The organism is Paenibacillus sp. GCM10027628 (assembly GCF_042676385.1).
GTDB lineage: Bacteria > Bacillota > Bacilli > Paenibacillales > NBRC-103111 > Paenibacillus_E.
Genome location: NZ_JBHTHA010000029.1, coordinates 23,732 through 36,860 on the forward strand (window position 1 = coordinate 23,732; position 13,129 = coordinate 36,860).

At 49.7% G+C, this 13,129-nt stretch carries 14 protein-coding genes; 12 read left to right on the forward strand and 2 right to left on the reverse strand.

Going from position 1 to position 13,129, the window contains the following annotated elements; all coding sequences use genetic code 11:
* Positions 1 to 281: 281 nt before the first annotated feature.
* The 7 genes from ACFQZT_RS20175 to ACFQZT_RS20205 all read left to right on the forward strand — a co-directional run bounded on the left by ACFQZT_RS20175 (position 282) and on the right by ACFQZT_RS20205 (position 6,531).
* Entirely contained in the window at positions 282 to 665 is a 384-nt protein-coding gene (locus ACFQZT_RS20175; RefSeq protein WP_379302721.1) for an urease subunit beta, read from the forward strand.
* Positions 666 to 678: 13 nt separating this feature from the next.
* Positions 679 to 2,361 carry an urease subunit alpha gene (gene ureC, locus ACFQZT_RS20180; RefSeq protein WP_379302722.1) on the forward strand — a complete coding sequence of 561 codons (1,683 nt, stop codon included), beginning with the start codon at positions 679 to 681 and terminating at the stop codon, positions 2,359 to 2,361.
* 15 nt (positions 2,362 to 2,376) lie between these two features.
* Positions 2,377 to 3,075 carry an urease accessory protein UreF gene (locus ACFQZT_RS20185; RefSeq protein ID WP_379302645.1) on the forward strand — a complete coding sequence of 233 codons (699 nt, stop codon included), beginning with the start codon at positions 2,377 to 2,379 and terminating at the stop codon, positions 3,073 to 3,075.
* A 30-nt stretch (positions 3,076 to 3,105) separates the two neighbouring features.
* Positions 3,106 to 3,765, forward strand: a complete 660-nt coding sequence (gene ureG / locus ACFQZT_RS20190) for an urease accessory protein UreG (protein ID WP_379302646.1) — start codon at positions 3,106 to 3,108, stop codon at positions 3,763 to 3,765.
* Positions 3,758 to 4,618: an urease accessory protein UreD gene (locus ACFQZT_RS20195; protein ID WP_379302647.1), complete on the forward strand. Its 861-nt coding sequence runs from the start codon at positions 3,758 to 3,760 to the stop codon at positions 4,616 to 4,618. The genes ureG and ACFQZT_RS20195 overlap by 8 nt, the downstream gene beginning before the upstream one ends.
* A gap of 215 nt (positions 4,619 to 4,833) precedes the next feature.
* The gene (gene cyoE, locus ACFQZT_RS20200; protein WP_379302648.1) at positions 4,834 to 5,808 is read left to right on the forward strand and encodes a heme o synthase; all 975 of its coding nucleotides are present in this window, start codon (positions 4,834 to 4,836) and stop codon (positions 5,806 to 5,808) included.
* Between the two features lie 90 nt (positions 5,809 to 5,898).
* Positions 5,899 to 6,531: an SCO family protein gene (locus ACFQZT_RS20205; RefSeq protein ID WP_379302649.1), complete on the forward strand. Its 633-nt coding sequence runs from the start codon at positions 5,899 to 5,901 to the stop codon at positions 6,529 to 6,531.
* A 14-nt stretch (positions 6,532 to 6,545) separates the two neighbouring features.
* On the opposite strand, the gene ACFQZT_RS20210 is transcribed toward ACFQZT_RS20205, so the two are convergent.
* Both ACFQZT_RS20210 and ACFQZT_RS20215 read right to left on the reverse strand, forming a co-directional pair.
* On the reverse strand, positions 6,546 to 6,899 hold the full coding sequence (locus tag ACFQZT_RS20210; protein WP_379302650.1) for a toprim domain-containing protein: 354 nt from the start codon (positions 6,897 to 6,899) through the stop codon (positions 6,546 to 6,548).
* Positions 6,900 to 7,087: 188 nt separating this feature from the next.
* Positions 7,088 to 8,248, reverse strand: a complete 1,161-nt coding sequence (locus tag ACFQZT_RS20215; protein ID WP_379302651.1) for an MFS transporter — start codon at positions 8,246 to 8,248, stop codon at positions 7,088 to 7,090.
* Positions 8,249 to 8,362: 114 nt separating this feature from the next.
* On the opposite strand from ACFQZT_RS20215, the gene ACFQZT_RS20220 reads away from it, so the two are divergent.
* The 5 genes from ACFQZT_RS20220 (at position 8,363) to ACFQZT_RS20240 (ending at position 13,126) form a co-directional block, all read left to right on the forward strand.
* The gene (locus ACFQZT_RS20220; RefSeq protein WP_379302652.1) at positions 8,363 to 8,518 is read left to right on the forward strand and encodes a hypothetical protein; all 156 of its coding nucleotides are present in this window, start codon (positions 8,363 to 8,365) and stop codon (positions 8,516 to 8,518) included.
* Between the two features lie 53 nt (positions 8,519 to 8,571).
* On the forward strand, positions 8,572 to 9,006 hold the full coding sequence (locus tag ACFQZT_RS20225) for a hypothetical protein (RefSeq protein ID WP_379302653.1): 435 nt from the start codon (positions 8,572 to 8,574) through the stop codon (positions 9,004 to 9,006).
* Positions 9,007 to 9,040: 34 nt separating this feature from the next.
* Positions 9,041 to 10,189 (forward strand): transglutaminase domain-containing protein, encoded by a 1,149-nt coding sequence (locus tag ACFQZT_RS20230; RefSeq protein WP_379302654.1) that lies wholly within the window; start codon positions 9,041 to 9,043, stop codon positions 10,187 to 10,189.
* A gap of 129 nt (positions 10,190 to 10,318) precedes the next feature.
* Positions 10,319 to 11,041 carry an HAD-IA family hydrolase gene (locus ACFQZT_RS20235; RefSeq protein WP_379302655.1) on the forward strand — a complete coding sequence of 241 codons (723 nt, stop codon included), beginning with the start codon at positions 10,319 to 10,321 and terminating at the stop codon, positions 11,039 to 11,041.
* Between the two features lie 18 nt (positions 11,042 to 11,059).
* Complete coding sequence (locus ACFQZT_RS20240; RefSeq protein ID WP_379302656.1) at positions 11,060 to 13,126, forward strand: peptidoglycan D,D-transpeptidase FtsI family protein; 2,067 nt, start codon at positions 11,060 to 11,062, stop codon at positions 13,124 to 13,126.
* Positions 13,127 to 13,129: the final 3 nt, after the last annotated feature.

Genomic DNA, 13,129 nt, shown 5'->3' on the forward strand with positions numbered 1-13,129 from the left:
GGCGACTGTATTGAAGTGATAAGTCGGGACCAGTTAAGGCGGAAAAACCGTGTTAAACCGGGCCTTACATGGGAAATCCTGTGCAGCAGATGACTATAACACGGAAAAACCGTCTTAAAGCAGCAGGATTGTCGCGTGCAGGCCAGTTAAGGCGGAAAAACCGTGCTAAGCCGGGCTCTATTCGGGAAATCCGGCGCAGCAGACGACTTTAACACGGAAAAACAGATCGTGCAAGGACAGAACAAACATTTTAACAGATCAATCATCGAAGGGGTGGGATGATGGTACCAGGAGAATACCGAACGGGAAAAGGCTTCATTGAAATGAATGCAGGCAGACAGACTATTGAACTGGTTGTCACCAATACGGGAGATCGTCCAGTTCAAGTCGGGTCTCATTTTCACTTCTTCGAGGTGAATAGAGCTTTGGACTTCACGAGGCAGCAGGCTTATGGGATGCGCTTGGACATTCCTGCAGGTACGGCCGTACGCTTTGAACCTGGCGAGCAAAAGCCTGTTCAATTGGTTGAGTTGGGGGGCGCGAAATTGTCATATGGTCTTAATGGCTTAAGCAGGGGAAAAGCCGTACAAGGAGGTATGCCCGAAGATGTTCGGGAAAGATGGATAGCATGGGAGGGCGAACCCGGTGAATCGAATCGATCGTAAGAGCTATGCGCTCATGTTTGGGCCTACGACTGGGGATGCCGTTCGTCTGGCGGATACGGAGTTGTGGGCGCGAATCGAACATGACTATACCGTATATGGTGACGAATGTAAATTTGGCGGAGGCAAAGTGATTCGCGACGGCATGGGGCAATCCAGCGGAGCGACCCGGGATCAGGGCGTACTCGACACGCTTATTACGAATGCCGTCATTATCGACCATTGGGGCATAGTTAAAGGCGATATCGGCATTAAGGACGGTCATATCGTCGGCATCGGCAAAGCGGGGAATCCCGATATTATGGATGGCGTTCATTCGAATTTGATCGTCGGTGCGAGCACGGAGGTTATTGCAGGAGAAGGTAAAATTGTGACGACTGGGGGCATCGATGCCCACATTCATTATATATGTCCGCAGCAGATCGAAACGGCGCTATCGTCCGGCGTAACGACCATGATCGGCGGCGGCACAGGGCCGGCAACGGGAACGAATGCAACGACATGTACCCCTGGCGCTTGGCATATGCGCCGCATGCTGGAAGCGGCCGAAGCGTTCCCGATGAATTTGGGCTTCACGGGCAAAGGCAATGCTTCGTTCCTGGCGCCTCTGACCGAGCAGATCGAAGCTGGCGCCATAGGGCTCAAGCTTCACGAGGACTGGGGAACAACCCCAGCCGCGATCGATGCCTGTCTGGAAGCGGCGGAACAATACGACGTTCAGGTTGCGATTCATACGGATACATTAAATGAAGCGGGATTTTTGGAAGATACGCTGGCAGCTATCAAAGGGCGTACGATTCATACGTATCACACGGAAGGAGCTGGCGGCGGGCACGCGCCGGACATAATCCGGGCAGCTGCTGAGCTGAACGTACTACCCTCGTCGACGAACCCGACACGGCCGTACACGATTAATACCATCGAAGAGCATCTCGATATGCTGATGGTATGTCATCACTTGGACAGCCGCATTCCGGAGGATGTCGCCTTTGCGGACTCGCGTATTCGCCCTGAGACCATTGCCGCAGAAGATATTCTTCACGATCTCGGCGTGTTCAGTATGCTAAGCTCGGACTCACAGGCGATGGGCCGTGTGGGCGAAGTCATTATTCGGACCTGGCAGACCGCCGACAAAATGAAAAAGCAGCGCGGGCCGCTTGTCCCGGATGCGGAGGACGGCGATAATTTCCGTATCAAACGTTACATCGCCAAATATACGATCAATCCGGCGATCACGCATGGAATCTCGCATCTGGTCGGTTCGATCGAACCTGGAAAATTCGCCGACCTGGTCATCTGGAGCCCGATGTTTTTCGGCGTCAAGCCGGATCTGGTGCTCAAAGGCGGCAGCATCGCCTACGCGCAAATGGGCGATCCGAATGCATCCATCCCGACGCCGCAGCCGGTTTTCGGCCGTCCGATGTTCGCTGCTTTCGGCAAATCGCTGACGCAAAGTTCGATCACATTTGTTTCGCAAGCGGCTTATGAGCGGGGCATCAAAGAAACGCTTGGATTGCACAAGCGCGTCGAGCCTGTGAAGGGCTGCCGCAGCGTGTCCAAAAAAGACATGATTCATAACGACGAAACGCCAACGATCGAAGTAAATTCGGAAACGTACGAGGTCAAAGTGAACGGGGAAGCGATCACCTGCGAACCGGCAACAGAACTCCCGATGGCGCAGCGATATTTTTTATTTTAGAAGGTGGCGGCAGCTATGACGGTAACACTCAAGTTCCACTGGCTGGCATATCAGCAACTGCTTGACTCAGCGCTTCCGATAGGAGGCTTCTCGCATTCCTTCGGTTTGGAGACACTCGTACAGCAGGGCCGGTTGCGAACCGTCGAAGAGTTGGAAGCATACATCCGCTCTATGCTTGCCCATAGTTGGGCATCTTCGGATGCGATGGTCATCAAGGCCGCATATACCCACATTCCCTTGAAAGAGTGGGAGCAGCTATGGCTCTTCGACCGCATGCTGCATGTGCAGCGGGCTTCGAGCGAAGCGAGAAGCGGCGTCCAGAAGATGGGACGCCGGCTCCTCCAACTGACCCGCTCGATGTACCCCGAGCTGGAGTGGATGCCGCTCGAGCTGGCCGTGAGTACCGAGCGGTGCGCCTGCACCCATGCGCTCATCCACGGATGGGTGAGCTATCATCTCGGCGTGCCGCTCGACCAAGCTGCTGAAGGCTTTTTGTACTGCTGCATTGTCACCTGCGTCAATAGCGCATTGAGACTGATGTCCATGGGGCAGACGCAAGGGCAAGTACTGCTCGCAAAACTCGTACCCCTAACGGGCAGCGAGTGGCAGCGGGTTGCGCATCAGGATCCATATGAGGCCTATACGAACACGCCTGCTGCGGATCTGGCCATGATGCAGCATGAAACGTTGTATTCGCGATTATTTATGTCCTAACCCGAATATGAACTTTGAGGAGGAATCAACATGTGTCAAGGTCAAGGTCATCATCACCATCACTGGGAGAAACCAAACGTAGATCGAAGTCGGCCGATGCGTATCGGCATCGGAGGCCCCGTAGGGTCCGGGAAAACGGCGCTCGTCGAGCGATTGGCGAGGAAGCTCAATAACCGCTACAGTATAGCGGTTATAACGAACGATATTTATACGAAAGAAGATGCCCGCATCCTGATCCGCTCTGAAGCGCTGCCGGAAGAACGCATTATCGGCGTAGAAACCGGCGGATGCCCGCACACGGCGATTCGCGAGGACGCCTCGATGAACTTTGAAGCCATTGAAGAGCTGGAGAAGCGATTCGAGCACCTTGATATTATTTTCATCGAAAGCGGCGGAGATAATTTGGCGGCGGCATTCAGCCCGGAGCTGGTGGATCGCTTCATCTATATTATCGACGTCGCGCAAGGCGAGAAAATTCCGCGAAAAGGCGGACCCGGCATTATGCGTTCCGATATGCTCGTCATTAACAAGATCGATCTCGCTCCTTATGTGGGTGCGAGCCTGGAAGTGATGGATGAGGATACGAAGAAGATGCGCGGCGAGCGCCCTTATATTTTTTCCAACCTGATGGGCGGCACGGGCTTGGACGATATCGTCACATGGGTGGAGCAGGAGTACAGCCATGCCTAACGTGACCGGGGAGATTCGTGCGGAATTTGCGGTCCGCAGCGGCTTGACGCAGCTCGTCCGCAAATATCACGCCTCCCCGCTCAAAATCGCCAAAACGTTTCGCTACGAGAACGAAACGCTGCTCCCGAACCGGGACGCCACTCCTACCGAGCAACTGGGCGTCTATATGATGGACTGCTCCCCTGGACTGATGTCCGGGGATCATTACGAAATCGACGTGCGCCTGCAGGAGGGCGCACGTGTTTTTCTAACGAACCAGTCGTTCACGAAGGTTCACCCCTCGCTGTCGGAGTCCGGGAGTACGCAGCGGCAATCGCTGCATCTCGAGACGGATGCGATATTGGAATACATGCCCGAACCGCTGATGTTGTATAAGGATGCCCGGTTAAGCACTGAGACGGAGATTCATCTAGCGCCTGGTTCTGCTCTGTTGTTTTCGGACGTTCTTTGTCCGGGCCGAACGCAGCGGGGAGAAATTTTTCAATATGCCAGTTATAAGAACCGGATGAAGGTATGGTATGGCCAGGAACTGATTTATTTTCAAAATCAAAAGATCGAGCCGGAGGTAATGAAACTGAGCGCACCAGGCTGTTGGGAGCAGGAAACCCATCTCGGCAACCTGTATATATTCTCGGACCGGATCCGGCAGCGTCACCTGGAGGATATTTTGGCAAGTTTGGAGAAGGTGAAAGGCGTTAAAGTCCGTGCCGGGGCCAGTTTGACCTATAAGCACGGCTTGAGCGTTTCGGTGATGGGTACGCACGCTTGGGAGCTGCAGCATACCCTTGCTGCAGCATGGCGTGAAATCCGAAGCAGCTTATTTTCCTTAATGCCATTAACGATTCATAAATAAAATGAGAAAGCGGAGCCTTCGGGCTCTATTTTTTTGCGTAAAAGGATTTATGCTGGAATCGAATGGATCTGGTATTTTACACGCATACTGGAAAGAGAATCGACAAAATGATGACAACTGGTCTCGCTTCATTGTCAAACGGTGCTCTGGTTGATATGATGAGTATGTTTAAAAGTTAGTTTGCTCGGAAGTTCGATATACAGGAGGGCAATAATGTGGGTAACCAAGTAAGTTACGATTCGGCTTCCAATGGTTCAGTGCAGCCAGCTGAGCGATCTGAATCGTTAGAAAACAGCGCTGTCGATGCTTCGGCGGAACCTGTGACCTTGAAAGATTATTACCGCTTGGTCAAGCCAGGCATTATTTATTCAAATTCGATGACGGCCTTTGCCGGCTATTGGGTGGCGGCCCGATGGCAAGTGGATTGGCTGCATCTTCTATTTACCATGTTGGGAACGGCTCTCGTAATGGCAGGGGGAACGGTGCTCAATAACTATTTAGACCGTGAGATGGATGCGAAGATGGAGCGTACGCAGAACCGCGCTCTCCCGAGCGGCAAAATGTCGCCTAATTTCGTGCTCTGGTATGGAATTGTTCTTGGCATCATCGGTTTAAGCGTTCTATATTTCGGAGCGAGTTCGCCGCTAGCTACTCTAGTCGGACTTATCGGACTGTTCCTGTATGTATGGTTATATACGGCGTGGTTCAAAAGAACGTCCGTTTGGAGCACATTCGTTGGTGCTTTTTCCGGCGCTACGCCTCCGGTCATCGGTTACGTTGCAGTTAGCGGGACGATTGATCTGGGCGCCATTCTGCTGTTCGCTTTTCTGTTTCTCTGGCAGCCTCCGCACTTCTGGGCGCTTGGCATCCGCCGTATGGAGGAATACCGCGCCGCAGGATTTCCGCTGCTTCCTGTAGTAAGAGGTTCTTATGTGACCAAAATAAGCATGGTTCGCTATGTGGTCTTGCTTGTACCGGTTACGGTGATGATGGCGGCATTCGGTTATGTAGGCTATTTCTTCTTGATCGGTTCTACGATTCTTGGCTTGATTTGGGTCTTCATGAGTGTTAAAGGCTTTAAAGCTACGGGCGATGCTGAAATTGTATGGGCAAAACGTATGTTTTTATTCTCGATCAGCTATCTAACTCTGCTATCGATTCTTATGGTTATTGATACGCCGAAGATTTAACCGGCTAACTTGTACATGCACGATCCCATGGCGACATGGGATTTTCTTTTAACCACGGTCATTCATACATATAAAAGCGAGGGATTATTGATGAACACGTTTTTTGCGAAAAATTGGTTTAAGCTTGCAATTGGAGCTGTTTTAATCGCCATGATTGCATCTTTTGCCTATAAACTTTGGTTTACGGGCGGTGCCGAGGATGAGCGGCTAAAAGCTATGAAGCAAGCGCCTTCTTTTCAATTGCAAGATTTGGAGGGTAAAACCGTTTCATCCAAAGACATGGACGGCAAGGTAAGGCTTGTGTACTTCTTCTATTCTTTTTGCCCGGACGTATGTATGCCGACATCATTCTTACTTTCTCAAGTACAGGATTCTCTGAAACAAAAAGGGTTGCTAGGCACGAAAGCGGAAATCGTATCCATTACGGTAGATCCGACCAGAGACACGCCTGAGGTGTTGAAAGAGTTTGGTAACCGCTTTGAATCAAAGCCGATTCCGGGGGGATGGACATTCCTGCGGGGAGACGAATCCAAGACGCAAAAGCTGGCCGAAGACTTTGGCATTATGGTCATCAAGGAGAAGGACGGCAATTTCTCGCATTCCAATGCGATTTTGCTAGTAGATCCTAAAGGGATGCTTCGTAATTATTATGATGCGGGCAATCCGGAGCTGGACGCAGATCATATCGTCAAAGATGTGGTTACGTTGTCCAAAGGCAAATAAACAACAACAAACGTTCATTCAAAAGCAGGGTCCGGATCAGGGTAGATGATATACTCCTCCAGCCCTGCTTTTTCTAATTGCTGGATAAGATACTCCTCGGGCGTTCCTTCGACGCCGGCATATCCTTTGCGCGTATAAATTTGTTCGGCATCGGGGAAAGTGTCGCGAAGCAGACCGCGAATCCGCTTGCCGGATGCGTCGTTGTCCGTAAATAAATAGACGTATTTGTCCCCGACTTTTTTCTTTAAATCATCGAGTGTTGCCGAGCTTGGCGTACCGTATGTGCAAAGAATCGTAATTTGCGGCTGAACGATTCGTTTCAAGCGGCTTTTGTCGTTCTTTCCCTCAACGATGATGACTATGGACATAGAATGGACCTCCGTTACCTTGCTTTTTTGTAGTATAACCAGTTTTAACAGGTCCGTCCACGATTCGACGATTTCCCGGGAAATGACATACATTGACAACAAAAATAAAAACAGGGCATTTCCCGAATGGTCTCGCGAAAAGACCATGGGAAGCCCTTCATTTTGTAAACGATGGCAATTCAAAAACGTCATGTCGTTACCGGCACCTTAAATGTTCGGAGTGGAAGCAAGGAGAGCGCCAGCATGAGAATGAAAAAGGCGATGAAATAAGACGAAATGTGATCGCGCAGCTGCCCGGCGAGCATGGGGCCGAAGAAGGCGCCAACGGAGTAGGAGATCGATAGCAGAGAGAAGACTCGGCCGTATCGATTGCTGCTTGTAATACTTGCTAGAAGTGCCGCAAGGGCCGGGAAAATGACGCCTTTGGCCATTCCGATCATGAAAAGGGAGACGGCCAGCGGGATCGGCCACCCAATGGCTAAACCGAAGAAAATAAGGGCGAGCGACAAGCTGCCGACGACCGTGCGGATAAACGGAGAGACATTGTTCAAGAACCACAAGCTGATACTGCATAGAGCCCCAAGGCTGACTAAAGTGAAGAACACACCGGAGGTCAGGATCGATCCGCGGGATGCCTGCATCAATGGAAGCTCAAAAAACAGGATGCCCTGCGAGCAAGAGAGAGCGACAGGAATGAGAAAAAATAGCCATGGAATCGAAAAATCGCCGCTCGTGTTCAGCCCGGCGTTTTCTAAGGCATGTCCATGGTGATCCAAAATGATGGATGTATCTAGTGGCTGTGTTTTATGCTCTCTGACGCCGATAATCGCTAGAACACCTGTAATAATGAGGATCCAACCGAGCACGTAAAATGCTGTAGTGAAGCCGATCTTGGCAACCAATAACGCGCCGGCTGCGGGCGAGACGACCGAAGCTAAGGTGTGAACGAGTCCATTGCCTGTCATCAGCTTACTCTGATGGACACGATCGCGGGCAATCCGGGCCAAGAGCGATAAACATGCCGGCGATAGAAAGGCCAGAACGAAGCCGCTTATGGAACGGATATATAGCAAATGCCAGGGATCTTTGACACCGGATTGAAATAACAGGATAATCCCTGCTACAATCAGGCTGAAGACGATGAAAAATTTGCTTCCGTATTTGTCCACGCCATAGCCTGCGAGCAGATTGCCGGGCAAATGCGTGATGGAGTATACGCCCATGATCAAGCCGATAAACGAAGGTGCTGCCCCCAAGGATAAGGCAAACGGGGACAAGATCGGGTATTGCGCGTGCAAATCAAAAAAAGCAACAAACATAAAGAGATATAACCAGATCGCTGTACGCATGGTCTCACCGCCTCACTCAGTTAGTCTTGTCTCTCATTAGATTTACGCCGCTCGTCCAAGGGTTATGACCTTTCCGCACAAATGACACAAATCCGTCAGTCAGGAGGCATTCAAATGGACTCGTACGTGATCCTTTTGCTAGCAGCTGTCGCTGTATTTCTAGTTTTTCGGCTGCGGCAATCTTTTCGAAAAACGCGCGGACAGCTGGACCGGACCGAAGAAATCCAGAAAAAGCTGGCGCAATTAAGGAAAAAAAGAGATGAAGAGTAGCAAGCCGCTGTAGTATGATAGGAACGTGAATGCTAACTTAGGAGGCGTCTTATTTGGATCAGTGGATTTCATTTGCTCAAGATCGATGGTATTTGATCGTTGCAGCTATTATCGTTCTTTTTATTGTCATTGGTATTGTGAAAACGGTTGTTAAATGGTTGTTAATTGTCGCCATCGTAGGGGCCTTGGTGTTATATGGGGCCAATTATAAGGATAAACTGCAAAATATCGGAGCCAGTGTGGTTACGCAAGTTGGCGATGAAGTGAAAGAGAAGGCTGTGAGCGCCTTAACATCAGAAGCGAAGGAAGCTCAGTTCAAAGCGAATCCCGATGGCTCGTTCGCCATCACGACGAAAAGCTTGAAAGTCGAAGGCAAAGCCGGAACGGATGAAGTAAAAGTGACGTTTTTAGGTAAAACGTTCACGATGAGCGCGAACGCGGCGATGAATGCTTTCATCGAACAAGCGAAGAAAAACGCCAATCCATAAATTGGGATGTGGATTCATTTAGGAGGAAAGAAGCATGACGGATATGACGTGGACGCAGCTATCATCAATCAACTTCATATCGATCGTGATTGTTCTCGCATTCGCCCTCTCTGTTATTCAGGGATTTTACCGTGGAGGCTCAGGTTCTGCCAAACATCTCATTTCGATGCTGGTGGAGGCTATTATTGCCATCATCTCCATGTATCTGGCTTGGAAGGGCGTTCAATTGATCTCGCCGCTGATCCAAACATGGTTGAAGGGGCGAGATTTACAAATTCCGACCGGGGAAATCGGGACGCTGAAACAAATGTACTATACGGCAATTACAAGTATTCGCGATTTTCCGCTTTTACGTTTCGGCGTCTTGTTCTTGATGGGTTATCTGATGATCAAGCAGGTGCTCAATCTACTAACGGATCCTTGGATCGGATATGTACTGGCAAGAAGAGGCTCGTACGAACCGGTCAGCAAATCCTTCATTAGCTCCGTCACCGGAGGCTTGATCGGTTCGGTTGCCGGCGTCGCGCGGGCGTTAATGGTCATTGCGGTACTCTTCATCTATGTAACGTTGTTCCCGCACTCCTTGGTAACTCCTTACATTCAATCTTCGGAGATGTATCAGAAGGGGGCCAAAGAAGTCATTTCCCCGTTCACCGGAGATTTTATTGCCAATAAAGCTCCCGTATTTACCCGTGCTGTCGAGCAGGAATTCTCGAATATTTTACAGCGAAAATACGAAGTGCTGGATGCCCAAATTCCTGGCAATATTGCAGACGCGGCTAAAGAGGTAACGGCAAACGGAAAAACCGATGAGGAAAAAGCCAAGCTGCTCTATAAGTGGGTTGGTACGCGTGTCCAATATGATTGGGACAAGGTGAAACTCTATGAAGAACAGCGGATCTGGAAGGAACAGACGCCGGAAGATACGTTCAATACGCACAAAGGCGTTTGTATTGATTACTCCCGGTTGTACGCACTCATGGCCAGATCGGCAGGTCTGGATGTTAAGGTTGTGACCGGTCTTGGCTATGACGGCCAAGGCAGCTACGGACCTCATGCCTGGAACGAGGTGTACCTGAAGGAGTCCGAGCGCTGGGTGCCGCTGGATTCCACTTGGGTAGCCAGCGGCGGCAACTGGTTCAATCCGCCGAATTTTGACCAGACGCATATTAAAGAAGCATGAGCCTAACAAGTATAGGTCGAACAGGAAGCTATTCCCTCGTTAAACGGAGGGAGGGCTTCTTTTTTCTTGCTTGCCAGATGTGGTACACTTATTGGTGGCACACTTTTGCCTGCGAAGGAGAACTTGTATATGCATAGACCGATACAGCAATACCAGATGATTTACTTTGATGCAGGGGATACCTTACTTACGATTCCAGCGGCTCAGACGATTTTAAAACAGTACTTGCAGATGCGGTATATGGATAGAGATGAAGCGCACATTGCTGAACTTTTTACAGAAGCATTCCGTCTGTTTTATTATGTAAATAAGCGGGATTCCTTTGAAGCTTGCACGCCCGAGTCAGATCGCGAATTCTGGGTCAACCTATATAAATATGTGCTCCATAAACTGGGTGTTCACGAAGAATGGTCGGAGGATGAGATTCACGCATGCTGTCATGAGCTTTATGACATTTATACCGCACCGGAATATTACGAGCTGTTTGATGATGTCGTCTCATGTCTGGAGCGATTGCGCAGCATGGGCTTCCGAATGGGGATCGTCAGCAATTTTGCTCCGACGCTGAAAGCGATTCTCGAGAGCAAGGGTATCTTGCATTATTTTGAACCGGTCATCGTGTCGACAGAAGTTGGCCATGAGAAGCCTGATCCGGCCATATTCAAACTGGCATTGGATAAAGCGAAATTAGCCCCGGAGCATATTCTCTACATTGGCGATCATGAGACGAACGATATTTGGGCGCCCGGCCAAGTCGGAATTGATGCGGTACGAATCATCCGTTATTCATATCATACGGGAGAAGGCATACACTCCTTATTGGAATTGTTCGATGCGCCAGTCATTGCGTAAGAAAGGATTTGAGAAGCGATGAAGTCATCCATTATGGATGATTCGAAGAAAGATGAAATGATCAAAAAGCGTCATTTCTCGTTTCGGATCAATGTTTTTTTCTTTATCACCTTTTTGCTGTTTTCCGTTTTGATCGTACGGCTGGCGATACTTCAATTCGTTCAAGCCAAAGATCTGAAGGCGGCAGAAAATACGAATACGAACCAGACAACGAAAATCGCTCCGATTCGCGGCAACATTTACGATTCAACGAAATCGCCGCTGGCCTATACGATTCCGGTGCAATCCTTATTTTTTCGGATCGAGCCGTCCCAGCAGAACAAGGACGAAGTCATCGGCATGGCCTATAAATTAAAGGAAGTTTTCGATAAATACGGCAAAAAGGACGCGAAAAAGCTCACGCCCGAAGATATTGTCCTTTCCATGGATTTGGGCTACGACATTAACAAAAATAAAGTGAAAGACCCGAGCTATTACTGGATTCCCCGCCGCATTAAAGCGGACTTATCCAAGGAAGAAATTGCCGTTCTCCTGGAACGCCGGGATGAATTCAAGTGGCTGGAAGTAAATGAGGAGAGCATCCGGACCTATGAGATGGACGACCAAAGTGCAACGCCAACAACGATTGCTCCCCAGCTTCTCGGATATCTCAAACCGTATTCGACGGAAAAAGCCAAAGAAATTTACAAAGATAACCCCAACAGCAAGGAATATCTGGACTCGGAAAATGTCGGCTTTGACGGCATTGAGCGGATGTATCAAGATGATTTGCGTGGCAAAAACGGTTCCAAAGAATACCCCGTTAATGCAGCGATGAAAATTATCGGGAGAGCCAAGGTCACGGCGCCGATTAAAGGGAACAATCTGTATTTATCTATTAATAAAGATATCCAGAAGACGGCGGAAAAAGCGATTAAGGATCAACTTGACTTTCTGCATAGCTCTTATGCAAGAAATGATGCGTTCATCAAATACGGGGTCAATGCGCAGGCAGGATATGCTGTTGCCATGGAAGTCGACACAGGGCGTGTGGTAACGATGGCGAACTTTCCGGATTACAATTCCAATGACTGGACCGGGGGGATCTCGCAGGCCACCTTGGACGATATCGGCTCGTACATCTACAACGGTTCGATTACGACGGCTTATCCGAAATATACGGATAAAGAGCGTCCGAAGCACCCATCTTCCATTGTATTCATGGGATCGACGATCAAACCTCTGTCGGTACTGGTTGGTCTGACTGAGAAGCTGTTTGGTGCCGGTGACACATACAATGATACGGGGGCATTTAGCTTCGGTAAAAGCGGAAGTGCAAGTACGATTACGAACTCCGGGAAGACCGCTTATGGAATCTTGAACGCTTCCACTGCGATCGAACACTCCTCCAATACGTATATGTCGGCGATGGTCGGTATCCCGTTCTATCAAAAGTATGGCGGGGAAAATCCAGCAGTTACTGATAAATGGGCCGAATACTTGGCAAAATTCGGTATCGGCGTCAAAACGGGCAGCGGGCTGCCTGGTGAGTTCGTTGGTTCTAACGACTTTATCAAAAATGCGAAAAAAGACAGCTATCAATCTGCCATGGTCTACGCTTCATGGGGACAGAACGAAAAGACGACTACGCTGCAGCTTGCTCAATATGCGGCAACGCTCGCTAGTCACGGTAAGAGAATGAAGCCGCTGTTTGTGGATGAAATTCAAACTTACGAAGGGCAGCTTGTGAAAAAAGTAGAGCCTGAAGTCATCGAGGATTCCTCCGCCATGTTTTCCAAAAGCGATTGGAACACGATTATTCATGGTATGAAGAGTGGAGCGGAAGGAATTGATGAGCTGCCTTATAATGTGGCTCGGAAAACCGGTACATCCACGCAAGCCGTTTCCGGCGGAACGATTGATAATGCGGTGTTCATCGCCTTCGCTCCAGTGGAGAATCCGAAGCTGGCTGTTGCAGTCGTTGTACCTGAAGGCGGCTATGGACGCTATGGAGCATCTCCAATTGCCGCGAAGATTTTTCAGGCCTATGATGCGGCCAATGATGGTATTCTGACCAAATTAGGCGGCGGCAAAAGGCCGTGGTAATAC

Bases quoted from the DNA above. Each gene is read 5' to 3' on its own strand.
- ACFQZT_RS20235 (WP_379302655.1), top strand. From the start codon at position 10,319: ATGCATAGACCGATACAGCAATACCAGATGATTTACTTTGATGCAGGG.
- ACFQZT_RS20175 (WP_379302721.1), top strand. From the start codon at position 282: ATGGTACCAGGAGAATACCGAACGGGAAAAGGCTTCATTGAAATGAAT.
- ACFQZT_RS20240 (WP_379302656.1), top strand. From the start codon at position 11,060: ATGAAGTCATCCATTATGGATGATTCGAAGAAAGATGAAATGATCAAA.
- ACFQZT_RS20220 (WP_379302652.1), top strand. From the start codon at position 8,363: ATGGACTCGTACGTGATCCTTTTGCTAGCAGCTGTCGCTGTATTTCTA.
- ACFQZT_RS20230 (WP_379302654.1), top strand. From the start codon at position 9,041: ATGACGGATATGACGTGGACGCAGCTATCATCAATCAACTTCATATCG.
- ACFQZT_RS20195 (WP_379302647.1), top strand. From the start codon at position 3,758: ATGCCTAACGTGACCGGGGAGATTCGTGCGGAATTTGCGGTCCGCAGC.
- ACFQZT_RS20215 (WP_379302651.1), bottom strand. From the start codon at position 8,248: ATGCGTACAGCGATCTGGTTATATCTCTTTATGTTTGTTGCTTTTTTT.
- ACFQZT_RS20210 (WP_379302650.1), bottom strand. From the start codon at position 6,899: ATGTCCATAGTCATCATCGTTGAGGGAAAGAACGACAAAAGCCGCTTG.
- ACFQZT_RS20205 (WP_379302649.1), top strand. From the start codon at position 5,899: ATGAACACGTTTTTTGCGAAAAATTGGTTTAAGCTTGCAATTGGAGCT.
- ACFQZT_RS20185 (WP_379302645.1), top strand. From the start codon at position 2,377: ATGACGGTAACACTCAAGTTCCACTGGCTGGCATATCAGCAACTGCTT.
- ureC (WP_379302722.1), top strand. From the start codon at position 679: ATGTTTGGGCCTACGACTGGGGATGCCGTTCGTCTGGCGGATACGGAG.
- ureG (WP_379302646.1), top strand. From the start codon at position 3,106: ATGTGTCAAGGTCAAGGTCATCATCACCATCACTGGGAGAAACCAAAC.